This is a genomic window from Flavobacterium gyeonganense (assembly GCF_029625295.1).
GTDB classification, from domain to species: Bacteria; Bacteroidota; Bacteroidia; order Flavobacteriales; family Flavobacteriaceae; genus Flavobacterium; species Flavobacterium gyeonganense.
The window spans coordinates 1,341,022-1,364,086 of the sequence record NZ_CP121112.1 but is presented as its reverse complement, the minus strand read 5'-3'; the positions used below and the strand labels follow the sequence as shown (position 1 = coordinate 1,364,086).

Genomic DNA, 23,065 nt, shown 5'->3' with positions numbered 1-23,065 from the left:
TGTTTTCAAGTGTTTTTATGTCTAAATAACCTTTTTTAGTAAGTTTTTCTACAACAATAATAGCTTCATTAGTAGCAGATTTTACATTTGGGTGTGTTTTGATATAGTTCAAGGAATCTATAATGGTGTTTTCTGCATCATTTGTGCCTTTGATTTTTAAGCTGAAATTTTGTGCATAATTGGAAAAGCTTATAAAGCAAAAAAGAAATATTTGGAATAACTGTTTCAAAAGCAATTAGTTCATTAGTTAAAGGTTTGCAAATATCTATAGATTGTTTTGAAAAACATAAGATTAAATAATGTTATTGAAAATTAATGATTTAACATTTGTATAGTGGAATTTATTTTATACATTTGCAACCCCGTAAAAAGCGGGAATTTAATATCATATTAATTTTTAGTATTAATTATGCCAACAATTCAACAATTAGTAAGAACAGGAAGAACTCAGATCACTAAGAAGAGTAAATCGGTTGCTTTAGATTCTTGTCCTCAAAGAAGAGGGGTTTGTACGCGTGTTTACACTACTACACCAAAAAAACCAAACTCTGCAATGCGTAAAGTTGCGCGTGTACGTTTGACAAATGGTAATGAGGTGAATGCTTACATCCCAGGAGAAGGACATAATCTACAAGAGCACTCGATAGTATTAGTGCGAGGTGGAAGGGTAAAAGATTTACCAGGTGTTAGATATCACATCGTTCGTGGAGCGCTTGATACGTCAGGTGTTGCAGGAAGAACGCAAAGAAGATCTAAGTACGGTGCTAAACGCCCAAAAGAAGCAAAAAGTAATTTAAAACTTTTAAGAAAAAGACATGAGAAAAAGAGCGGCAAAGAAAAGACCACTTTTACCGGATCCAAGGTTTAACGACCAATTAGTAACACGTTTTGTGAACAACTTAATGTGGGATGGTAAGAAATCTACAGCTTTTAAAGTATTTTATGATGCTATTGATATCATTGAAACTAAAAAGCAAAATGATGAGAAGACTTCATTAGAGATATGGAAAGATGCTTTAACAAACGTTATGCCTCACGTAGAAGTACGTAGCCGTAGAGTTGGTGGAGCTACATTCCAAATTCCAATGCAGATTCGTCCAGACAGAAAAATTTCTATGGCAATGAAGTGGTTAATACTTTATTCAAGAAGAAGAAATGAAAAAATCTATGGCACAACGTTTAGCGTCAGAATGTTTAGCTGCGGCTAAAGAAGAAGGTGCTGCGGTTAAGAAAAGAATGGATACTCACAAAATGGCAGAGGCTAATAAAGCATTCTCTCACTTTAGATTTTAATTCGTAAGAAATGGCTAGAGATTTAAAATATACAAGAAATATCGGAATCGCTGCTCACATTGATGCTGGTAAAACAACAACAACTGAGCGTATTCTTTTTTATACTGGAAAATCACACAAAATTGGTGAGGTGCATGATGGTGCTGCTACAATGGACTGGATGGCACAAGAGCAGGAAAGAGGTATTACAATTACTTCTGCTGCTACAACTTGTACTTGGAATTTTCCAACAGAGCAAGGTAAAGTTCTTCCAGAATCATTGCCTTACCATTTTAATATTATTGATACTCCTGGGCACGTTGACTTTACTGTAGAGGTAAACCGTTCTTTACGAGTACTTGATGGTTTGGTTTTCTTGTTTAGTGCTGTTGATGGTGTTGAGCCTCAGTCGGAAACTAACTGGAGACTTGCAGATCAGTATAGAGTTCCTCGTATGGGATTTGTAAACAAAATGGACCGTCAAGGTGCTAATTTTTTAGCTGTATGCGGACAGGTTAAAGATATGTTGAAATCGAATGCGGTTGCAATTACTTTACCTATTGGTGATGAAGCGGATTTTAAAGGTATTGTTGATTTAGTGAAAAATCAAGCTATTGTATGGCATGATGAGACACAAGGAGCTACTTTTGATATCGTTGATATCCCAGCTGATATGGTTGATGATGTTAAGCACTACCGTTCTATCCTTATCGAAGAGATCGCTACTTATGATGAGAATCTTTTAGATAAATACATGGAAGATGAGAACTCTATTACAGAGGAGGAAATCAACAATGCTTTAAGAGCTGCAACTATCGATATGGCAATCATTCCTATGCTTGCTGGTTCTTCTTTCAAAAACAAAGGAGTTCAGTTCATGTTAGATGCAGTTTGTAAATATTTACCATCTCCATTGGATAAAGAAGGTATCGAAGGAATTCATCCTGATGATGCTGAATTATTAGAAGAAGATCAAACTAAAATCTTGCGTAAGCCAGATGTGAAAGAGCCGTTCGCTGCTTTGGCATTTAAAATTGCTACTGATCCATTCGTAGGTCGTTTAGCTTTCTTCCGTGCTTACTCTGGACGTTTAGATGCTGGTTCTTATGTTTTAAATACTCGTTCTGGTAACAAAGAGAGAATCTCTCGTATTTACCAAATGCACGCTAACAAACAAAATCCAATCGAATATATTGAGGCTGGAGATATTGGAGCTGCTGTAGGATTTAAAGATATTAAAACTGGAGATACTCTATGTGATGAAAAGAATCCAATTATCTTGGAGTCTATGAAATTCCCAGAGCCAGTAATTGGTATCGCTATCGAGCCAAAAACTAAAGCTGACGTTGATAAGATGGGTATGGCTTTGGCTAAATTAGCTGAAGAGGATCCTACATTTACAGTTAGAACAGATGAGGCTTCAGGCCAGACTATTATTTCGGGTATGGGTGAGCTTCACTTAGATATCTTGGTTGACCGTATGAAACGTGAATTTAAAGTTGAAGTGAACCAAGGTGAGCCTCAAGTAGAATATAAAGAAGCGTTTACAAGATCTGCTCAACATAGAGAAACTTACAAAAAACAATCTGGAGGTCGTGGTAAATTCGGTGATATCGTATTTAGAATCGAGCCTGCTGATGAAGTTGATGGTAAAGTTCCTGTTGGATTGCAGTTTGTTAATGAAGTAAAAGGTGGTAACGTTCCTAAAGAATATATCCCTGCTGTTGAAAAAGGTTTCCGTGAAGCTATGAAAACAGGTCCATTAGCTGGATATGCTGTTGATAGTTTAAAAGTAACTTTATTAGACGGATCTTTCCACCCTGTGGATTCTGATGCTCTTTCTTTTGAATTAGCTGCTAGAATGGGTTATAAAGAATCTGGACGTGCTGCTGGAGCTGTTATTCTTGAGCCAATCATGAAAATCGAAGTTATTACTCCTGAAGAAAACATGGGTGATATCGTAGGTGACTTGAACCGTCGTAGAGGTCAGGTTAATGACATGGGTGATAGAAATGGTGCTAAAACTATTAAAGCTGATGTGCCTTTATCAGAAATGTTTGGTTATGTAACTACATTAAGAACATTATCTTCTGGTAGAGCAACTTCAACAATGGAGTTTTCTCACTATGCAGAAACACCTTCTAATATTTCAGAAGAGGTAATCAAAAAAGCAAAAGGTAACGCTTAATTTTAAGAAAATGAGTCAAAAAATCAGAATAAAACTAAAATCTTACGATCACATGTTGGTAGATAAATCTGCTGAAAAGATTGTAAAAACAGTAAAAACTACTGGAGCAGTTGTAACAGGTCCAATTCCGTTGCCAACTCACAAAAAACTTTTCACTGTATTGCGTTCTCCGCATGTTAACAAAAAAGCGAGAGAGCAATTTGAAGTAATGTCATACAAGAGATTGATTGATATTTATTCATCTTCATCTAAAACTATTGATGCTTTAATGAAACTTGAATTGCCAAGTGGTGTTGAAGTTGAGATAAAAGTATAATTTTTTTATATTTTTTTATATCAAAAGCGAGTCAGAAATGACTCGCTTTTTTTTATTTTTATTTAATGATTCTTTGTTGTATTTTGAGTGTTTTTTTTAATATTTTTTTCTGCGAATTTTTCTAACCCCCTTTGTTTTAAAGTGCTGCGGATGTTTTTTATTGCTGTTTGTTAATTAATTGTTGTGTGTTGGTTGGTTATGATGTGGGAAAAATGATTTAAGATTTAGGATGTGCAAGTGGGTTTTTGAGTTTAGTTTTGAGCTTGGATTTTGATTATGAGCGATTTAATTTTTGTAACTGTTTGGTATATTCAATTTTAATATCTACTTTTGCACTCCCTGTTTGGAAATTTCTGTTATTTTTAAATTGAAGGGAATTTTAGTAATTAATAATTAATATTTATGTCTGGGTTAATTGGTAAAAAAATCGGCATGACTAGTATTTTCGACGAAAACGGGAAAAACATTCCTTGTACAGTAATCGAGGCTGGGCCGTGTGTTGTTACCCAAGTCAGAACCAAAGGTGTTGACGGGTATGAAGCGTTGCAACTTGGTTTCGATGACAAAAACGAGAAACATTCTACTAAAGCTGCTTTAGGGCACTTTAAAAAAGCTGGAACTGTTGCTAAGAAAAAAGTCGTTGAATTCCAAGATTTCGCAACTGAACAAAAATTAGGAGATCTTATTGATGTTTCTATTTTTGAAGAAGGAGAATTTGTAGACGTGCAAGGTGTGTCTAAAGGTAAAGGTTTCCAAGGTGTTGTAAAACGTCACGGTTTTGGTGGGGTTGGACAGGCTACTCATGGTCAGCACAACCGTTTAAGAGCGCCAGGTTCTGTAGGAGCTTCTTCTTATCCATCTAGAGTATTCAAAGGAATGCGTATGGCTGGAAGAATGGGTGGAGATAATGTAAAAGTACAAAACCTTAGAGTTTTAAAAGTAGTTGCTGAAAAGAACCTACTTGTTGTTAAAGGATGTATTCCTGGGCACAAAAACTCTTACGTAATCATTCAGAAGTAATGGAAGTAAAAGTATTAGATTTCAACGGAAAAGATACTGGAAGAAAAGTTCAACTTTCTGATTCAGTATTCGCAATTGAACCAAACAATCATGCAGTATATCTTGATGTTAAGCAATATCTTGCTAATCAAAGACAAGGTACTCATAAAGCTAAAGAAAGAGCAGAGGTAACTGGTAGTACGCGTAAGATTAAAAAACAAAAAGGAACAGGTACTGCTCGTGCAGGAAGTGTTAAGAATCCTTTGTTTAAAGGTGGGGGAACAGTTTTTGGGCCAAGACCAAGAAGTTATTCATTTAAATTGAATAAAGGATTGAAAAGATTGGCAAGAAAATCTGCTTTCTCAATCAAAGCAAAAGAGTCAAATGTTATTGTTCTTGAGGACTTTAATTTTGATGTGCCAAACACTAAAAATTTCATTAACGTTTTGAAAGCTTTAGGGTTAGAAAATAAAAAATCTCTATTTGTATTGGGTGAGTCAAATAAAAATGTATATTTGTCGTCACGTAATTTGAAAGCTTCAAACGTCGTAACTAGCTCAGAATTAAGCACTTACGCAATATTAAACGCTAATAATTTAGTGCTTTTGGAAGGTTCTTTAGAGTTAATTGAAGAAAATTTAAGTAAATAATAGGAATATGAGCATCATTATCAGACCTATAGTGACGGAAAAAGTAACCAAAGAAAGTGAAGTTCTAAACCGCTTCGGATTCGTTGTTGACAAGAAAGCAAACAAAGTGCAAATTAAGAAAGCTGTAGAAGCTGCTTATGGTGTAACTATTGTTTCGGTTAACACAATGAATGTGAGACCGGACAGATCTACTAAATACACTAAAAGTGGTTTAATCAGTGGAAAGACAAATGCAATTAAAAAAGCTATTGTTCAAGTACAAGAAGGAGAAACAATTGATTTTTACAACAATATCTAAGATAGAAAAATGTCAGTAAGAAAATTAAAACCTATTACCCCAGGTCAGCGATTTAGAGTTGTGAATGGTTATGACGCCATTACAACTGATAAGCCGGAACGCTCTTTGATAGCGCCGATAAAAAACTCTGGAGGTAGAAATAGTCAAGGAAAGATGACCATGCGTTATACGGGTGGTGGTCACAAGCAGAGATATCGTATTATTGATTTCAAAAGAACTAAAGACGGAATTCCGGCTACTGTGAAATCAATCGAATACGATCCAAATCGTACTGCATTTATCGCTTTATTAGCTTATGCTGATGGAGAGAAAACTTATATTATCGCTCAGAATGGATTAAAAGTTGGTCAGAAATTAGTTTCTGGTCCAGAATCTCAACCTGAGATTGGTAATACTTTACCTTTAAGCAGAATTCCTCTTGGAACTGTTATATCTTGTATTGAGTTACGTCCAGGACAAGGAGCTGTTATTGCTCGTTCAGCTGGAACTTTTGCTCAGTTAATGGCAAGAGACGGGAAATATGCAACAATTAAAATGCCATCTGGGGAGACAAGATTAATCTTGTTGACTTGTTCGGCTACAATTGGAGCTGTTTCTAATTCTGATCACCAATTAGTTGTATCTGGAAAAGCAGGTAGAACAAGATGGTTAGGAAGAAGACCTAGAACTAGACCAGTAGCAATGAACCCTGTTGATCACCCTATGGGAGGTGGTGAAGGACGTTCATCTGGAGGGCATCCACGTTCAAGAAACGGATTGCCAGCTAAAGGTTACAGAACTCGTTCTAAGAAAAACCCGAGTAACAAGTATATCGTAGAACGTAGAAAGAAATAATAAGATATGGCACGTTCATTAAAAAAAGGACCTTTCGTTCATTATAAATTAGACAAAAAAGTTCAGGAAAACGTAGAAAGTGGTAAAAATAGTGTAGTTAAGACTTGGTCTAGAGCTTCTATGATTACTCCGGATTTCGTTGGCCAAACTATTGCAGTTCATAACGGTCGTCAATTTGTACCAGTTTACGTAACAGAAAACATGGTAGGTCACAAATTAGGAGAGTTTTCACCAACTAGATCTTTTAGAGGTCATGCTGGAGCAAAAAATAAAGGTAAAAAATAAGAAGCAATGGGAGTTCGTAAAAGAGAAACAGCAGATGCGAGAAAAGAGGCTAATAAGTCTATCGCTTTCGCAAAATTGAATAACTGCCCTACTTCACCTAGAAAAATGCGCTTAGTAGCGGACTTGGTAAGAGGTCAGAAGGTAGAAAGAGCACTTAACATTTTAAGATTCAGTTCTAAAGAAGCTTCAAGAAAATTAGAAAAACTATTATTATCTGCAATCAACAACTGGGAGCAAAAAAATAGTGAAGGTAATTTAGAAGAAGCTGGATTATTTGTTAAAGAGATCAGAGTAGATGGTGGAATGATGTTAAAAAGACTTCGTCCAGCTCCACAAGGTCGTGCACACAGAATAAGAAAACGTTCTAATCACGTAACAATCGTGCTTGGAGCTATCAATAACACACAAAGCAATTCTTAAGCAGCATGGGACAAAAGACAAATCCAATTGGAAATAGACTTGGTATCATCAGAGGATGGGACTCAAACTGGTATGGTGGAAATGATTACGGTGATAAACTTGCCGAAGATCACAAAATCAGAAAGTATATCCACGCTCGTTTATCAAAAGCTAGTGTATCTAAAGTAATCATCGAGAGAACTTTAAAGCTTGTAACCGTTACTATCACTACTGCTAGACCTGGTATTATTATCGGAAAAGGTGGGCAAGAGGTAGACAAGTTAAAAGAGGAACTTAAGAAAGTTACTGATAAAGAGGTTCAAATTAACATCTTTGAAATTAAAAGACCTGAGTTAGATGCTTATCTTGTGGCGACAAGCATCGCTCGTCAAATCGAAAGCCGTATTTCTTACAGACGTGCAATCAAAATGGCTATTGCTGCTTCTATGCGTATGAACGCTGAAGGTATTAAAGTTTTGATTTCTGGTCGTTTGAATGGTGCTGAGATGGCACGTTCTGAAGGTTTCAAAGAAGGTAGAATTCCTCTATCAACTTTCAGAGCTGATATTGATTATGCTTTGGCTGAAGCTCACACTACTTACGGTAGGATGGGTATCAAAGTATGGATCATGAAAGGTGAAGTTTATGGAAAGAGAGATCTTTCTCCACTTGCAGGAATGGATAAAAAGCAATCTGGAACTGGTGGTGGTAAAGGTGGTGATTCTCCAAGAGGAGACAGAAAACCCTTTAATAAAGGTGGTAAACCAGACGCTCGTAAAAGAAAGTAAATTTTTAAACTAAAGAAAAATGTTACAGCCTAAAAGAACAAAATACCGTAAGGTACAAAAAGGTAAGATGAAAGGTAACTCTCAAAGAGGGCATGAACTTTCTAATGGAATGTTTGGTATTAAATCTGTACATGAAGATGGAATGTTCTTAACTTCTCGTCAAATAGAAGCTGCGCGTATCGCTGCAACTCGTTATATGAAGAGAGAGGGACAATTATGGATTAAAATATTTCCAGACAAACCTATCACTAAGAAGCCTCTTGAAGTACGTATGGGTAAAGGTAAAGGAGCAGTTGAGTATTGGGCTGCTGTTGTTAAACCAGGAAGAATTATGTTTGAAGTTGGAGGAGTTCCATTATCAGTTGCAAAAGAGGCTTTACGTCTTGCAGCTCAGAAACTTCCAGTAAAAACTAAATTCGTCGTTGCTAGAGATTTCGAAGCATAATTTATATTTATTATGAAACAATCAGAAATAAAAGATCTTTCTGCAGCGGAGTTGCAAGAAAAGCTTAGTCAAACTAAGAAAGTATATGCTGACCTAAAAATGGCTCATGCTATTTCTCCAATTGCAAACCCACTTCAAATCAGAAGTGTAAGAAGAACGGTTGCTAGATTAGCTACTGAGTTAACTAAAAGAGAGTTACAATAATTGTATTCTGCTGAAAGATGGAAGAAAAAAGAAATTTAAGAAAAGAAAGAATTGGTGTTGTTACTTCAAATAAAATGGACAAGTCTATTGTTATTGCAGAAGTAAGAAAAGTAAAACACCCATTATACGGTAAGTTCGTGTTGAAAACTAAAAAATATGTTGCACACGACGAAACAAACGACTGTAACATTGGAGATACTGTAAGAATTAGCGAAACGCGTCCTTTAAGTAAAACAAAATGTTGGAGATTAGTTGAAATCTTAGAAAGAGCTAAATAATTATGGTACAACAGGAATCAAGACTAAAAGTAGCAGATAATACGGGTGCAAAAGAAGTTTTAACTATCCGTGTTTTAGGAGGTACCAAAAGAAGGTATGCCTCTGTTGGTGACAAGATTGTAGTATCTATTAAAGATGCAACTCCTAACGGTAACGTTAAAAAAGGAGCTGTTTCAACTGCAGTTGTTGTACGTACCAAAAAAGAAGTGAGAAGAGCTGATGGTTCTTATATCCGTTTCGATGATAATGCATGTGTTCTTTTGAATGCTGCAGGTGAAATGAGAGGAACTCGTGTTTTTGGTCCGGTAGCAAGAGAACTTCGTGAAAAACAATTCATGAAAATTGTATCATTAGCACCAGAAGTGCTTTAATTCGTTTTAAGATGATAAAGCTAAAAATTAAATCAGGAGATATCGTAAGAGTTATTGCAGGAGACCATAAAGGTGCTGAAGGTAAAGTTTTGCGTGTTTACCGTGAGAAAAATAAAGCGATAGTTGAAGGTGTAAACATGGTTTCGAAACATACAAAACCAAGTGCTAAAAACCCTCAAGGTGGTATCGTTAAGAAAGAGGCTTCTATTCAAATTTCTAACATTTCTCTAATTGATCCTAAAACTAAGGAAACAACTAGAGTAGGTATTAGAGTAGAAGGAGATAAGAAAGTAAGATTTTCAAAAAAATCTAATCAAGTACTATAGTAATGGCATATACACCTAGACTAAAAGAAGAATATAAGAGTAGAGTAATCTCTGCTCTTAAAGAAGAGTTCGGATATACAAACGTAATGCAAGTTCCTAAACTTGAAAAAATCGTTTTGAGCCGTGGAGTTGGTGCAGCTGTATCTGATAAAAAACTTATTGACTATGCAGTTGATGAGTTAACTAAGATCACTGGACAAAAAGCAGTATCTACAATTTCAAAGAAAGACGTTGCGTCATTCAAATTGAGAAAAGGGATGCCTATTGGAGCAAAAGTTACTTTGCGTGGAGAAAGAATGTATGAGTTTTTAGACAGACTTGTTACTTCTGCTTTGCCACGTGTTAGAGATTTTAGTGGTATTAAAGCTACTGGTTTCGACGGAAGAGGTAATTACAATCTTGGAGTTTTAGAGCAAATCATTTTCCCTGAAATTGATATTGATAAAGTAAACAAAATTTCAGGAATGGATATCACTTTTGTTACTACTGCAAAAACTGACAAAGAAGCAAAGTCATTATTGGCTGAATTAGGTTTACCTTTTAAAAAGAATTAAGACATGGCTAAAGAATCAATGAAAGCCCGTGAGGTGAAAAGAGAGAAAACGGTAGCTAAGTACGCTGAGAAGAGAAAAGCTTTGAAAGAAGCTGGGGATTTTGAAGCTTTACAGAAATTACCTAAAAATGCTTCACCAGTTCGTTTGCACAATCGTTGTAAATTAACAGGTAGACCAAGAGGTTATATTCGTCAATTTGGTATTTCTCGTGTAACTTTTCGTGAGATGGCTAATAATGGCTTAATTCCTGGAGTTAAAAAAGCGTCTTGGTAATCTCGCAATAAGTTATTACTTTTGCAAACCAAAAAATAATTTTAATTGATTAAAGGTTCGGGAGACGGGTGTCTCCCGAAAACCATAATCGCAATCAAATACATATGTATACAGATCCTATTGCAGATTATTTGACTAGAGTTCGTAACGCTGTGGCTGCAAACCACAAAGTTGTTGAGATTCCGGCTTCTAATCTAAAAAAAGAAATAACTAAGATCTTATTTGATCAAGGTTATATCTTAAGTTACAAATTTGAAGACAACTCTGTTCAGGGTTCAATCAAAATTGCTTTGAAGTATGATAAAGATACTAAAGAGCCTGTAATTAAAGATATCCAAAGAATTAGTAAACCTGGTTTACGTAAATACGCAGGTGCTGCCAAATTACCAAGAATCCTTAACGGATTAGGAATTGCAATTGTTTCAACTTCAAAAGGTCTTATGACTGGAAAACAAGCGAAACAATTAAATGTAGGTGGTGAAGTAATTTGTTACGTATACTAATTTTAAAGACTAAATAAGATGTCAAGAATAGGTAAAAGCCCAATTGTAATCCCTGCTGGCGTAACTGTAGAAGTTAAAGACGGTATTATTACAGTAAAAGGAAAAAAAGGTCAACTAACTCAGGAGTTTTCGGACGTAACTGTAACAGTTGAAGGCGATCAAGCATTAGTTGAAAGATCGTCTGATCATAAAGACCAAAGAGCAAAACACGGATTGTACAGATCATTAATCAGTAACATGATTGTTGGAGTATCTGAAGGTTTTACAAAAGAACTTGAATTAGTTGGAGTTGGTTACAGAGCCTCAAATCAAGGTCAGAAGTTAGATTTAGCTCTTGGATATTCTCACAATATTGTTTTGGAAGTTGCTCCTGAAGTAGTAGTAGAAACAATATCTGAAAAAGGAAAAAACCCTATCGTAAAATTAACATCATTTGATAAACAACTTTTAGGACAGGTTGCTGCGAAAATCAGAGGTTTCCGTAAGCCTGAACCATACAAAGGAAAAGGTGTTAAATTTGTGGGTGAAGTATTAAGAAGAAAAGCAGGTAAATCAGCTTAAAAAATAAGATTATGTCATTAACAAAATCTGATAGAAGACAGAGAATTAGATTCAGAATTAGAAAATCGATTAGTGGTACAGCAACTAATCCTAGATTATCTGTATTTAGAAGTAATAAGGAAATTTACGCTCAACTTATTGATGATGTAAATGGAGTTACTTTATTAGCTGCATCTTCAAGAGAAAAAGAAATAGGAAAAGGTACTAACGTTGAAGTAGCGGCTGCAGTTGGAAAACTAGTTGCTGAAAAAGCGTTAAAAGCCGGGATTGATACCATCACTTTTGACAGAGGTGGTTATTTATATCACGGTCGTATTAAATCATTAGCAGAAGGCGCAAGAGCCGCTGGACTTAAATTCTAATATATTATGTCTAAATACAAAAATGTAGAATTGGTAAAACCTAGTGGTCTTGAACTTAAAGATCGTCTAGTTAGTGTTAATCGTGTTACTAAGGTTACAAAAGGAGGTAGAGCTTTCGGTTTTTCTGCTATTGTAGTTGTAGGTGATGAAAACGGAGTAGTTGGTCATGGATTAGGAAAATCTAAAGATGTTTCTGAAGCAATTGCGAAAGCAGTAGAAGATGCTAAGAAAAATTTAGTGAAAATTCCTTTAAATGGTCAATCTGTTCCTCACGAACAAAAAGGAAAATTTGGTGGTGCACGTGTGTTTTTAATTCCTGCTTCTCATGGTACAGGAGTTATTGCTGGTGGAGCTGTTCGTTCGGTTCTTGAATCAGTAGGTATTCACGATGTATTATCTAAATCTCAGGGATCATCAAACCCTCATAACGTAGTTAAAGCAACTTTTGATGCTTTATTGCAAATGAGAAGCGCTCATACTGTTGCAAGACAGAGAGGTGTTTCTTTAGAAAAAGTTTTTAAAGGTTAATTCAAGGAAATTATGGCTAAATTATTAGTAAAACAAGTAAGAAGCAAAATCAACTGTCCTCTTTCTCAAAAGAGAGGTTTGGAAGCTTTGGGTCTACGTAAAATGGGACAAGTTGTAGAGCATGATTCAAATCCTGCTATCCTTGGGATGATAAACAAAGTTAAACACTTAGTTTCTGTTGAAGAAGCTAAATAACAAATACTGTTATGAATTTAAGTAACTTACAACCAGCTGAAGGGTCAACACACAATCAAAATAAAAGATTAGGTAGAGGAGAGGGTTCTGGTAAAGGTGGCACTGCAGCAAGAGGTCACAAAGGAGCAAAATCTCGTTCTGGTTATTCTAAAAAGATTGGTTTTGAAGGAGGGCAAATGCCACTTCAAAGACGTGTGCCTAAGTTTGGTTTCACAAACATCAATCGTAAAGAATACGAAGGTGTTAATTTAGATACACTTCAATTGCTAGTAGATAATGGTGTAATTACGGATTCTGTTTCTATGACAGACTTTGTTGCAAACCGTTTGGCTACCAAAAACGAAATTGTTAAGATTTTAGGTAGAGGAGAATTGAAAGCAAAATTAAAAGTAACTGCTCACAAATTTACTGCTACTGCTAAAGCTGCTATAGAAGCTGCTGGTGGAGAGGCTGTAACAATATAATTTTTCTATTGTATGAAGAAATTTATTGAATCAATAAGTAATGTTTGGAAAATCGAAGAACTTAAAAACAGAATCTTAATTACATTAGGATTGCTTTTAGTATATCGTTTTGGAGCACATGTTACGCTTCCGGGAATTGATGCAACTCAACTAACTGGTTTAGCGGGACAAACTAAAAATGGTTTAGGATCTATCTTAGACATGTTCACCGGAGGTGCTTTCTCTAAAGCTTCAGTTTTTGCTTTAGGGATTATGCCTTACATTTCTGCTTCTATTGTTGTCCAGTTAATGGGAATTGCGATTCCATATTTGCAAAAACTTCAAAATGATGGAGAAAGCGGTAGAAAAAAGATTAATCAAATTACCCGTTGGTTAACTATTGCTATTACTTTGGTTCAAGGTCCAACTTATATCTATAATTTATACAGAACACTACCTGGCAATGCATTTTTGTTAGGGTTTAACTCACCTGAGTTTTTGTTTTCTTCTGTTATTATCTTGGTTACAGGCACTATTTTTGCTATGTGGCTTGGGGAAAAAATTACAGATAAAGGGATTGGAAATGGAATTTCATTATTGATTATGGTTGGTATCTTAGCTCGTTTACCGCAAGCTTTTATACAAGAATTCACAACCAGAGTTACTAACAACAATGGAGGTCCAATGTTATTAGTTATTGAAATTATAGTTTGGTTATTGGTTATCATTTCTTGTGTGTTATTAACGATGGCAGTACGTAGAATTCCGGTTCAATATGCTCGTCGTACAACAACTGGGGATTATGAACAGGATTTGGCTGGTGGTAACAGGCAATGGATTCCGCTTAAGCTTAATGCTTCTGGGGTTATGCCAATCATTTTTGCTCAGGCAATTATGTTTATTCCTGCTGCTGTAGCCGGATTGTCTAAATCAGATACATCACAATCTATTGTTGGAACATTTAGTAATATGTTTGGGTTTTGGTATAATTTTGTTTTTGCAACTTTAATTATTGTATTCACATTCTTCTATACTGCAATCACAGTACCTACTAACAAAATGGCCGATGATTTAAAAAGAAGTGGTGGTTTTATTCCGGGTGTAAGGCCAGGTGCTGAAACTTCAGACTTTCTTGATAAAGTGATGTCTTTAATAACTTTCCCAGGATCTTTATTTCTTGCTCTAATTGCTGTGTTCCCGGCTATTGTTGTAAGTGTTATGGATGTACAACAATCTTGGGCAATGTTTTTTGGAGGTACCTCTTTAATAATTATGGTTGGTGTTGCAATAGATACTATTCAGCAAATCAATTCATACTTGTTAAACAAGCATTATGATGGTTTAATGAAGACTGGTAAAAATAGAAAAGCAGTAGCTTAATATATTTATGGCAAAACAATCAGCAATAGAACAAGACGGATCAATCATTGAAGCATTATCAAATGCGATGTTCCGTGTAGAGTTAGAAAATGGACATATTGTAATTGCTCATATTTCTGGTAAAATGCGTATGCATTACATCAAATTATTACCTGGTGATAAAGTGAAACTAGAAATGAGTCCTTATGATTTGTCAAAAGCAAGAATTACTTATCGATATTAAAGGATAATTACTATGAAAGTTAGAGCATCAGTAAAAAAGAGAAGTGCCGAGTGCATTATCGTGCGTAGAAAAGGGAGACTGTACGTAATAAACAAAAAGAATCCTAGATTTAAACAAAGACAAGGATAATTATGGCAAGAATAGCAGGGGTAGATATCCCAAAAAACAAAAGAGGTGTTATTGCACTTACCTATATTTTCGGATTAGGAAAAAGTAGAGCTATTGAGATTTTAGAAAAAGCTCAGGTTAGCCAGGATAAAAAAGTTCAAGATTGGAATGACGACGAGATCGGAGCAATTCGTGATGCAGTTTCGTTTTACAAGATTGAAGGAGAATTGCGTTCTGAAGTTTCTTTAAACATCAAACGTTTAATGGATATTGGTTGTTACAGAGGTATCCGTCATAGATCTGGTCTTCCATTAAGAGGACAAAGAACTAAAAATAACTCTAGAACAAGAAAAGGTAAAAGAAAAACTGTTGCTAACAAGAAAAAAGCAACTAAATAATAAGTAATATGGCTAAGGCAACTGCAAAAAAACGTAAAGTTATCGTTGAATCAACGGGTGAGGCTCATATTTCTGCCACTTTCAACAATATTATTATTTCTTTGACAAATAAGAAAGGCGAAGTTATTTCTTGGTCTTCAGCTGGTAAAATGGGATTCAGAGGTTCTAAAAAGAATACTCCGTATGCAGCTCAAATGGCAGCAGAAGATTGTAGTAAAGTAGCTCTAGAGGCTGGACTGAAAAAAGTTAAGGTTTATGTAAAAGGACCGGGTAACGGACGTGAGTCTGCTATTCGTTCTATTCATAATGGTGGAATTGAAGTTACTGAGATTATCGATGTTACTCCAATGCCTCACAACGGATGTCGTCCTCCAAAAAGACGTAGAGTTTAATAATATTATTTAAGTATAACAAGGTAGAATGACGATTATCGAAGGATATGACCTGAATTCATAATCTCTACCTTAAATTAATTTTTAGAAATGGCAAGATATACTGGTCCTAAAACTAGAATTGCTCGTAAATTTGGCGAAGCAATCTTCGGAGATGATAAATCTTTCGAAAAAGAAATTACCCACCTGGACAACACGGGATGGCTAAAAAAAGAGGTAAAAAATCTGAGTATGCTGTTCAGTTAATGGAAAAGCAAAAAGCTAAATATTCTTATGGGATTTTAGAAAAACAATTCAGAGGTTTATTTAAAAAAGCATCAGCTACTAAAGGTGTTACTGGTGAAGTTCTTTTACAATTATGTGAAGCGAGATTAGATAATGTTGTTTTTAGAATGGGAATTGCTCCATCTCGTAGAGGTGCAAGACAATTAGTTTCTCATAGACACATTACTGTTAATGGTGAAGTTGTAAATATCCCTTCTTACCACCTTAAGCCTGGTGATAAAGTTGCAGTTCGTGAAAAATCTAAATCGTTAGAAGCTATCGAACGTTCTTTATCAAATTCAAGTCATGTTTATGAATGGATTACCTGGAATAATGATCTTAAAGAAGGAACTTTCGTTTCTGTTCCTGCAAGACTTCAAATTCCAGAAAACATTAAAGAACAATTAATCGTAGAGTTGTACAACAAATAATAATTGACTTAGTCGAAATTTATGGCAATATTTAATTTTCAAAAGCCCGATAAAGTTATCATGATCGATTCAACCGATTTTGAAGGTAAATTCGAATTTAGACCTTTAGAACCTGGTTATGGATTGACTGTTGGTAATGCACTTAGAAGAGTTTTGCTTTCAGCGTTAGAAGGTTATGCAATTACATCTGTTCGTATCGAAGGTGTAGATCATGAGTTTTCTACTATTTCAGGTGTTGTTGAGGACGTTACAGAAATTATCCTTAATCTTAAGCAAGTACGTTTCAAACGTCAGATTGAAGATATCGATAATGAATCAGTTACTATTTCTGTTTCTGGTAAAGACCAATTGACAGCAGGTGATTTTCAAAAATTTATCTCAGGTTTCCAAGTTCTGAATCCAGACCTTGTTATCTGTAATTTAGATTCTAAAATCAAATTGAACTTCGATTTAACAATCGAAAAAGGTAGAGGATACGTTCCTGCTGAAGAGAACAAAAAACAGAATGCTGCAATTGGAACAATTTTTACAGATTCTATTTTTACTCCGGTAAAAAATGTAAAATATGCAATCGAAAATTTCCGTGTAGAGCAAAAAACAGATTACGAAAAATTAGTTTTTGAAATCAAAACTGATGGATCTATCAATCCAAAAGATGCTCTTACTGAAGCTGCTAAAGTTTTAATTCACCATTTTATGTTGTTTTCTGATGAAAGAATTACACTTGAGGCTGACGAAATTGCACAAACAGAATCGTATGATGAAGAGTCATTGCATATGAGACAATTGCTTAAAACTAAGCTTGTTGATATGGATTTATCTGTGAGAGCATTAAATTGCTTGAAAGCGGCTGAAGTTGATACACTTGGTGATTTAGTATCGTTCAATAAAAATGACCTAATGAAATTCCGTAATTTTGGTAAAAAATCTTTAACTGAGCTTGACGAACTTGTTGCAGTTAAAAATTTAACTTTCGGAATGGACTTAGCTAAATACAAATTAGATAAAGAATAAACCACTTCGTATTTTGCTCTCCAAAGAGGATAGAAGCAAGATGAAGGTTTTAAAAAACACGTCATGAGACACGGAAAAAAATTCAATCACTTAAGCAGACAGACTGGACATAGAAAAGCTATGTTGGCTAATATGGCTTGTTCTCTTATCGAGCACAAACGTATTAACACTACTGTTGCAAAAGCTAAAGCGCTTAAACAATTTGTTGAGCCTTTAATCACAAAATCAAAAGAAGATACGACTCACAACCGTCGTATTGTTTTTGCTTACCTACGTAGTAAATATGCTGTAACTGACTTGTTCAGAGATGTGGCTGCTAAAGTTGGTGACCGTCCAGGTGGATACACTCGTATCATTAAAGTTGGAAATCGTTTAGGAGATAACGCTGATATGGCGATGATCGAACTTGTAGATTTCAATGAACTTTACAACGGTGGTAAAAAAGAAGTTAAAAAAGCAAAAAGCCGTCGTGGTGGTAAAGCTAAAAAAGCTGAAGAGGTAACTCCGGAAGCTCCAGCTGCTGAATCAGAAACGACTACTGAAGCTTCTGAATAATTATGAAAATAATGATTCTATAGAAATCAAGGATAAGCTAATTTTTAGTTTATCCTTTTTTTTTGATTTTTTTTAAGAACAAAATTTAACTTTTTTAAATGACTGGGTTTTATTTTTATGAATGAAATTTTTAAAAAATCTTGTCAGCGGTCTTTTAAAAAAGTAAATTTGCAAAATATCTAATTACGCTGAGTTTTTAAATTCAGTATTAAGATTATAATAATAGAAATTAAACAATGAAATACACAACTCGACAAAGCGCCATTTTATTACTAAGTGACGGAACTATTTTTCATGGTAAATCTATCGGTATTAGCGGTAAAACTTTTGGTGAAGTTTGTTTTAATACAGGAATGACAGGATATCAGGAGATTTTTACAGATCCTTCATATTTTGGGCAAATCATGGTGACTACTAATCCGCATATCGGTAATTACGGTGTAAATGATTTAGAAGTTGAATCTGAAAGCGTTAAAATAGCAGGATTAGTTTGTAAAAACTTTAGTTTTAACTATTCCAGAACAGGTGCTTCAGGAAGCCTTGAGGATTATTTTACAAAACAAAACCTGATTTGTATTTCGGATGTTGATACTCGTGCCCTGGTGAGTTACATTCGTGACAATGGGGCTATGAATGCAGTTATTTGTACAGATGGAACTTCTATTGAAGAGTTAAAGAAGGAATTGGCTAATGTTCCTGATATGGAAGGTTTGGAGCTGGCTTCTAAAGTGTCAACTAAAGAACCTTACTTTATTGGTGATGAAAATGCTACATACAAAATTTCTGCATTAGACTTGGGTATAAAAAAGAATATATTAAGAAATCTTGCTAAGAGAGATTGTTACATCAAAGTTTTTCCATACGATTCAACTTATGAAGATTTGACAGCATTTAATCCTGATGGTTATTTCTTGTCAAATGGCCCTGGAGATCCGGATCCTCTTTTTAGAGCGATTGAAGTTGCTAAGAAAATTATTGCTGAAGACAAACCTTTGTTTGGGATTTGTTTAGGGCATCAGGTAATTGCTCTTGCAAATGGCGTTAAAACGTACAAAATGTTTGGTGGACATAGAGGAATTAATCACCCAGTAAAAAATCTTATTACTGGTAAAGGTGAAATTACTTCTCAAAATCATGGTTTCGCTGTGAAAAGAGAAGCTTTGGAAGGTCATCCGGAATTAGAGCTCACACATATTCATCTAAATGATGATACTGTGGCTGGTATGAGGATGAAGAATAAGAATTGTTTTTCAGTTCAATATCATCCTGAAGCTAGTCCTGGACCACATGATTCTTCTTATTTATTTGATCAATTTGTTGAGAATATCAAAACTAGCAAAGTCTAAAACGATGTAGTTAATAAATAAAGGTACTTAATGACTAAAATGAGTTTTTAGTATTAAATATTTTTATACTTTCGAAAAAATATATAATTTATTAATAAAAAACAAAAATAATGAGTATTATAATTAAAGTTCACGCAAGACAAATTCTTGATTCCAGAGGGAATCCTACTATAGAGGTAGATGTAGTTACAGAAAATGGAGTTTTAGGTAGAGCGGCGGTTCCATCTGGAGCTTCAACTGGAGAGCATGAAGCTGTTGAATTACGTGATGGTGGAAAAGCTTATTTAGGTAAAGGAGTTTTAAATGCAGTGAATAATGTAAATACTGTTATTGCTGAAGAATTAGTTGGGACTTCTGTTTTTGAACAAAATACTATTGATCAATTAATGATTGATTTGGATGGAACTCCAAACAAATCTAAATTAGGAGCTAATGCGATTTTAGGTGTTTCTTTAGCTGCTGCAAAAGCTGCTGCTAATGAACTTGGTTTGCCATTGTACAGATATGTAGGTGGAGTTTCTGCTAATACACTACCTGTTCCGATGATGAACATCATCAACGGTGGTTCTCACTCTGATGCACCTATTGCATTTCAGGAGTTTATGATTTTTCCTGTAAAAGCAACTTCTTTTACACATGCTATGCAAATGGGAACTGAAATTTTCCACAGTTTAAAAAAAGTATTACACGATAGAGGTTTAAGTACTGCTGTAGGTGATGAAGGAGGTTTTGCTCCAAATTTAGCTGGTGGAACTGAAGATGCTTTAGATACTATTAAATTAGCAGTTGAAAAAGCAGGATATACTTTCGGTGACGAAATTATGATTGCTCTTGACTGCGCTGCTTCTGAGTTTTATGTAAACGGAAAATATGATTATACTAAATTTGAAGGAGAAACTGGGAAAATCAGAACATCTGAAGAGCAGGCTGAGTATTTAGCTGAACTTGCTGCTAAATATCCAATTATTTCTATCGAGGATGGTATGTACGAAGATGACTGGGATGGATGGAAAGCTCTAACTGAAAAAATTGGAAATAAAGTACAATTAGTAGGTGATGATTTGTTCGTTACTAATGTTGCCCGTTTGTCAACAGGTATCGAAAAAGGAATTGCTAACTCTATCTTAGTAAAAGTAAACCAAATTGGTACTTTAACAGAAACAATTGCTGCGGTAAACATGGCAAAAAATGCTGGTTATACTTCAGTAATGTCACACCGCTCAGGAGAAACTGAAGACAATACTATTGCAGATTTAGCTGTAGCTTTAAACTGTGGTCAAATTAAAACTGGTTCTGCTTCTCGTTCAGATCGTATGGCAAAATACAATCAGTTATTAAGAATTGAAGAGGAATTAGGAAGTACCGCTTATTTCCCTGGGTTAAATGCTTTTAAGATCAAATAATTGTAAGACTTATATTGTAGAATTAAACCATTCGTGAAAACGAGTGGTTTTTTTTGGGTTTTAACAAATTCATAGCATTATTCCTTTTTTAATTAGTCTTAAATTCCTTAGATTTGATAAATTATTATTTAAAAGAATTATTTCCGATATATTATGTCAAAAATAGCTACATTAGAAGTAGATGGTAAGAAAATTGAACTTCCGGTAATAACAGGAAGCGAAAATGAATCCGCTATCGATATTAACAAATTACGTGATTTAACTGGTATTATTACTATTGATCCTGGTTATAAAAATTCTGGTTCATGCAAAAGTGAAATTACTTTTCTGGATGGAGAATTAGGAATTTTACGTTACAGAGGGTATTCAATCGAAGATCTTGCTGAAAAAGCAAGCTTCTTAGAGGTTTCTTATCTTTTGATTTTCGGAGAGCTGCCAACAGCTAAAGAATTAGAGCAATTCGAAAATGACATTAAAAAACATTCTTTGGTGAACGAAGAAATGAAAAACATCATCGATGGTTTTCCAAAAACAGCTCACCCAATGGGAGTTTTATCTGCATTAACGAGCGCGCTAACAGCATTCAATCCTAAAGCGGTTAATGTTGATAATGAAAAAGAAATGTATGAAGCTATTTGTAAAACAATGGCTAAATTTCTTGTAATTGCTACTTGGACTTATAGAAAATCAATGGGGTATCCATTAAATTACTACGACAATACAAAAGGATATGTGGAAAGTTTTATGCAATTAATGTTTAAATTGCCTACAGGTCCTTATGAAGCAAATCCGGTAATTGTTAATGCTTTAGATAAACTATTTATTCTTCATGCAGATCATGAGCAAAACTGCTCAACTTCAACAGTTAGAATGGTAGGTTCATCACATGCAGGTTTGTTTGCGTCTGTTTCAGCAGGAGTTTCTGCTCTTTGGGGACCTCTTCACGGAGGTGCGAATCAGGCAGTTCTTGAAATGTTGGAAGATATTAATAAAGATGGTGGTGATACAGATAAGTTTTTGGCGAAAGCGAAAGATAAAAACGATCCATTCCGCTTAATGGGATTTGGGCACAGGGTTTACAAAAATTTCGATCCAAGAGCTAAAATCATCAAAAAAGCGGCTAAGGAAGTTTTAGAAACTTTAGGTGTTGAAGATCCTATTTTAGATATTGCAAGGAAATTAGAAACAGCTGCTCTTGAAGATGAATACTTCAAATCAAGAAATTTATATCCAAATGTTGATTTCTACTCTGGAATTATTTACAGAGCATTAGGGATTCCAACTGATATGTTTACAGTTATGTTTGCAATTGGAAGGTTACCAGGATGGATAGCGCAATGGAAAGAGATGCGTGAAAACAAAGAACCAATTGGAAGACCAAGACAAATTTATACAGGTCATCCATTGAGAGAATTCAAATCTAATAAATAAACATATTGAAAGCTTCACTTAACTGTGGAGCTTTTTTTATATTTGCAACAAAATATAATAATTATGTTGCAATTAAATATTAAGAACGAAACTTCAAGATTGCGTGCTGTGGTTTTGGGTTCTGCCGTTCATAATGGGCCAACTCCTTCAGTCGAGGAAGCTTATGATCCCAAATCATTGGAACATATTAAAGCAGGTACTTATCCTCTTGAAAAAGATATGGTTGTTGAAATGGAAGCTTTTAATGCTGTTTTTCAAAAATATGGAGTAAAAGTTTATCGTCCGCAAATTATTGAGAGTTATAATCAAATTTTTACTCGCGATATAGGTTTTGTAATTGATGATATCTTTATTAAATCAAATATTTTGCCTGATAGAGAGCGTGAACTTGACGCAATTCAGTATGTAATTGACCAGATTAATCCGCTAAAAGTGGTGCGTCCACCGGAAGATGTTCATATAGAAGGAGGCGATGTCATGCTTTGGAACGATTATATCTTTATAGGTACTTATAAAGGAAGTGATTATAAAGATTATATAACCGCCAGGACCAATATGCGAGGCGTTAATTTTATCAAAGAATTATTTCCAAACAAAATTGTGAAAGAATTCGATTTGGTTAAATCCAAAATTGAAGCAAGGGATAATGCTTTACACTTGGATTGTTGTTTTCAGCCTGTTGGAAAAGATAAAGGGATCATTTATAAGAGAGGTTTTCGTGAAGAAGCTGACTATATGTATTTGGTAAAGCTTTTTGGGAAAGAAAACTTATTTCATATCGAAAGAGAAGAAATGTATAACATGTTTTCAAATGTATTTTCGATTGATAAAGATGTTGTGGTTTCTGAAAAAAATTTTACCCGATTAAACAATTGGCTTCGTGCAAAAGGTTTTACTGTAGAAGAAATTCCGTATTCCGAAATTGCAAAGCAAGAAGGATTGTTGAGATGTTCAACTTTACCATTAATTAGAGATTAAAGAAATTGTTTCAAGTTTCAGGTTTCAAGTTTTTAACGTGAAGCCTGAAACTCGAGACTTGAAACATATA

The 23,065-nt window shown here is 34.8% G+C and carries 34 protein-coding genes and 2 pseudogenes; all 36 read left to right on the top strand.

Annotated features, from left to right (window positions below; all coding sequences use genetic code 11):
* The first annotated feature begins 409 nt into the window (after positions 1-409).
* Complete coding sequence (rpsL, locus tag P5P89_RS06020) at positions 410-868, top strand: 30S ribosomal protein S12 (protein WP_278011144.1); 459 nt, start codon at positions 410-412, stop codon at positions 866-868.
* A pseudogene (locus P5P89_RS06015) lies at positions 816-1,209 on the top strand (uS7 family ribosomal protein); the annotation flags it as partial. The gene rpsL and the pseudogene P5P89_RS06015, both read left to right, overlap by 53 nt.
* Before the next feature lie 94 nt (positions 1,210-1,303).
* A complete protein-coding gene (fusA, locus tag P5P89_RS06010) occupies positions 1,304-3,460 on the top strand; it encodes an elongation factor G (RefSeq protein WP_113676540.1) in 2,157 nt (718 codons plus the stop codon).
* 10 nt (positions 3,461-3,470) lie between these two features.
* Entirely contained in the window at positions 3,471-3,776 is a 306-nt protein-coding gene (gene rpsJ, locus P5P89_RS06005) for a 30S ribosomal protein S10 (RefSeq protein WP_007803605.1), read from the top strand.
* A 402-nt stretch (positions 3,777-4,178) separates the two neighbouring features.
* Positions 4,179-4,796: a 50S ribosomal protein L3 gene (gene rplC / locus P5P89_RS06000; protein WP_057124294.1), complete on the top strand. Its 618-nt coding sequence runs from the start codon at positions 4,179-4,181 to the stop codon at positions 4,794-4,796.
* Complete coding sequence (rplD, locus tag P5P89_RS05995; RefSeq protein ID WP_163393987.1) at positions 4,796-5,425, top strand: 50S ribosomal protein L4; 630 nt, start codon at positions 4,796-4,798, stop codon at positions 5,423-5,425. The genes rplC and rplD overlap by 1 nt, the downstream gene beginning before the upstream one ends.
* 7 nt (positions 5,426-5,432) lie before the next feature.
* Positions 5,433-5,723: a 50S ribosomal protein L23 gene (gene rplW / locus P5P89_RS05990; protein ID WP_012022489.1), complete on the top strand. Its 291-nt coding sequence runs from the start codon at positions 5,433-5,435 to the stop codon at positions 5,721-5,723.
* A gap of 9 nt (positions 5,724-5,732) precedes the next feature.
* Positions 5,733-6,557, top strand: coding sequence for a 50S ribosomal protein L2 (gene rplB / locus P5P89_RS05985; protein ID WP_008464287.1), 825 nt, complete (start codon positions 5,733-5,735; stop codon positions 6,555-6,557).
* Positions 6,558-6,563: 6 nt separating this feature from the next.
* Entirely contained in the window at positions 6,564-6,842 is a 279-nt protein-coding gene (rpsS, locus tag P5P89_RS05980; RefSeq protein ID WP_012022488.1) for a 30S ribosomal protein S19, read from the top strand.
* A gap of 6 nt (positions 6,843-6,848) precedes the next feature.
* Positions 6,849-7,262: a 50S ribosomal protein L22 gene (gene rplV / locus P5P89_RS05975; protein WP_007803631.1), complete on the top strand. Its 414-nt coding sequence runs from the start codon at positions 6,849-6,851 to the stop codon at positions 7,260-7,262.
* A gap of 5 nt (positions 7,263-7,267) precedes the next feature.
* A complete protein-coding gene (rpsC, locus tag P5P89_RS05970) occupies positions 7,268-8,029 on the top strand; it encodes a 30S ribosomal protein S3 (RefSeq protein ID WP_007803635.1) in 762 nt (253 codons plus the stop codon).
* A gap of 19 nt (positions 8,030-8,048) precedes the next feature.
* The gene (gene rplP, locus P5P89_RS05965; RefSeq protein ID WP_017495016.1) at positions 8,049-8,474 is read left to right on the top strand and encodes a 50S ribosomal protein L16; all 426 of its coding nucleotides are present in this window, start codon (positions 8,049-8,051) and stop codon (positions 8,472-8,474) included.
* A gap of 12 nt (positions 8,475-8,486) precedes the next feature.
* Positions 8,487-8,678 (top strand): 50S ribosomal protein L29, encoded by a 192-nt coding sequence (gene rpmC / locus P5P89_RS05960; protein WP_008464297.1) that lies wholly within the window; start codon positions 8,487-8,489, stop codon positions 8,676-8,678.
* A gap of 17 nt (positions 8,679-8,695) precedes the next feature.
* Positions 8,696-8,956, top strand: coding sequence for a 30S ribosomal protein S17 (rpsQ, locus tag P5P89_RS05955; RefSeq protein ID WP_007803646.1), 261 nt, complete (start codon positions 8,696-8,698; stop codon positions 8,954-8,956).
* A gap of 2 nt (positions 8,957-8,958) precedes the next feature.
* Positions 8,959-9,327: a 50S ribosomal protein L14 gene (gene rplN, locus P5P89_RS05950; protein WP_007803649.1), complete on the top strand. Its 369-nt coding sequence runs from the start codon at positions 8,959-8,961 to the stop codon at positions 9,325-9,327.
* An 11-nt stretch (positions 9,328-9,338) separates the two neighbouring features.
* Positions 9,339-9,653, top strand: a complete 315-nt coding sequence (gene rplX, locus P5P89_RS05945) for a 50S ribosomal protein L24 (protein ID WP_007803650.1) — start codon at positions 9,339-9,341, stop codon at positions 9,651-9,653.
* A gap of 2 nt (positions 9,654-9,655) precedes the next feature.
* A complete protein-coding gene (rplE, locus tag P5P89_RS05940) occupies positions 9,656-10,207 on the top strand; it encodes a 50S ribosomal protein L5 (protein ID WP_007803652.1) in 552 nt (183 codons plus the stop codon).
* Between the two features lie 3 nt (positions 10,208-10,210).
* Complete coding sequence (gene rpsN / locus P5P89_RS05935) at positions 10,211-10,480, top strand: 30S ribosomal protein S14 (RefSeq protein ID WP_223680110.1); 270 nt, start codon at positions 10,211-10,213, stop codon at positions 10,478-10,480.
* A 104-nt stretch (positions 10,481-10,584) separates the two neighbouring features.
* On the top strand, positions 10,585-10,983 hold the full coding sequence (gene rpsH / locus P5P89_RS05930) for a 30S ribosomal protein S8 (protein WP_017495014.1): 399 nt from the start codon (positions 10,585-10,587) through the stop codon (positions 10,981-10,983).
* Between the two features lie 18 nt (positions 10,984-11,001).
* Positions 11,002-11,544, top strand: coding sequence for a 50S ribosomal protein L6 (gene rplF, locus P5P89_RS05925; RefSeq protein ID WP_031456036.1), 543 nt, complete (start codon positions 11,002-11,004; stop codon positions 11,542-11,544).
* Between the two features lie 11 nt (positions 11,545-11,555).
* Positions 11,556-11,906, top strand: a complete 351-nt coding sequence (gene rplR / locus P5P89_RS05920; protein WP_072960630.1) for a 50S ribosomal protein L18 — start codon at positions 11,556-11,558, stop codon at positions 11,904-11,906.
* A 3-nt stretch (positions 11,907-11,909) separates the two neighbouring features.
* A complete protein-coding gene (gene rpsE, locus P5P89_RS05915) occupies positions 11,910-12,434 on the top strand; it encodes a 30S ribosomal protein S5 (RefSeq protein ID WP_157486071.1) in 525 nt (174 codons plus the stop codon).
* Positions 12,435-12,446: 12 nt separating this feature from the next.
* On the top strand, positions 12,447-12,629 hold the full coding sequence (gene rpmD, locus P5P89_RS05910; protein WP_017495010.1) for a 50S ribosomal protein L30: 183 nt from the start codon (positions 12,447-12,449) through the stop codon (positions 12,627-12,629).
* Between the two features lie 11 nt (positions 12,630-12,640).
* Positions 12,641-13,093: a 50S ribosomal protein L15 gene (gene rplO, locus P5P89_RS05905; protein ID WP_026982954.1), complete on the top strand. Its 453-nt coding sequence runs from the start codon at positions 12,641-12,643 to the stop codon at positions 13,091-13,093.
* 12 nt (positions 13,094-13,105) lie between these two features.
* The gene (gene secY / locus P5P89_RS05900) at positions 13,106-14,452 is read left to right on the top strand and encodes a preprotein translocase subunit SecY (protein WP_223680106.1); all 1,347 of its coding nucleotides are present in this window, start codon (positions 13,106-13,108) and stop codon (positions 14,450-14,452) included.
* A gap of 7 nt (positions 14,453-14,459) precedes the next feature.
* Complete coding sequence (gene infA / locus P5P89_RS05895) at positions 14,460-14,675, top strand: translation initiation factor IF-1 (protein ID WP_007136545.1); 216 nt, start codon at positions 14,460-14,462, stop codon at positions 14,673-14,675.
* A gap of 12 nt (positions 14,676-14,687) precedes the next feature.
* Positions 14,688-14,804 (top strand): type B 50S ribosomal protein L36, encoded by a 117-nt coding sequence (ykgO, locus tag P5P89_RS05890; protein ID WP_002987490.1) that lies wholly within the window; start codon positions 14,688-14,690, stop codon positions 14,802-14,804.
* A 2-nt stretch (positions 14,805-14,806) separates the two neighbouring features.
* The gene (gene rpsM, locus P5P89_RS05885; protein WP_012022478.1) at positions 14,807-15,181 is read left to right on the top strand and encodes a 30S ribosomal protein S13; all 375 of its coding nucleotides are present in this window, start codon (positions 14,807-14,809) and stop codon (positions 15,179-15,181) included.
* Between the two features lie 8 nt (positions 15,182-15,189).
* A complete protein-coding gene (gene rpsK / locus P5P89_RS05880; RefSeq protein ID WP_007803677.1) occupies positions 15,190-15,573 on the top strand; it encodes a 30S ribosomal protein S11 in 384 nt (127 codons plus the stop codon).
* 90 nt (positions 15,574-15,663) lie between these two features.
* Positions 15,664-16,268, top strand: a pseudogene (rpsD, locus tag P5P89_RS05875) (30S ribosomal protein S4).
* Between the two features lie 21 nt (positions 16,269-16,289).
* A complete protein-coding gene (locus tag P5P89_RS05870) occupies positions 16,290-17,282 on the top strand; it encodes a DNA-directed RNA polymerase subunit alpha (protein ID WP_008464329.1) in 993 nt (330 codons plus the stop codon).
* 63 nt (positions 17,283-17,345) lie between these two features.
* On the top strand, positions 17,346-17,837 hold the full coding sequence (gene rplQ, locus P5P89_RS05865; RefSeq protein ID WP_278011143.1) for a 50S ribosomal protein L17: 492 nt from the start codon (positions 17,346-17,348) through the stop codon (positions 17,835-17,837).
* A 236-nt stretch (positions 17,838-18,073) separates the two neighbouring features.
* Positions 18,074-19,183, top strand: a complete 1,110-nt coding sequence (gene carA / locus P5P89_RS05860; protein WP_278011142.1) for a glutamine-hydrolyzing carbamoyl-phosphate synthase small subunit — start codon at positions 18,074-18,076, stop codon at positions 19,181-19,183.
* Positions 19,184-19,293: 110 nt separating this feature from the next.
* A complete protein-coding gene (eno, locus tag P5P89_RS05855; protein ID WP_278011141.1) occupies positions 19,294-20,586 on the top strand; it encodes a phosphopyruvate hydratase in 1,293 nt (430 codons plus the stop codon).
* A gap of 153 nt (positions 20,587-20,739) precedes the next feature.
* Positions 20,740-22,017, top strand: a complete 1,278-nt coding sequence (locus P5P89_RS05850) for a citrate synthase (RefSeq protein ID WP_278011140.1) — start codon at positions 20,740-20,742, stop codon at positions 22,015-22,017.
* Positions 22,018-22,080: 63 nt separating this feature from the next.
* On the top strand, positions 22,081-22,995 hold the full coding sequence (locus tag P5P89_RS05845) for a dimethylarginine dimethylaminohydrolase family protein (protein WP_278011139.1): 915 nt from the start codon (positions 22,081-22,083) through the stop codon (positions 22,993-22,995).
* Positions 22,996-23,065 lie beyond the last annotated feature (70 nt).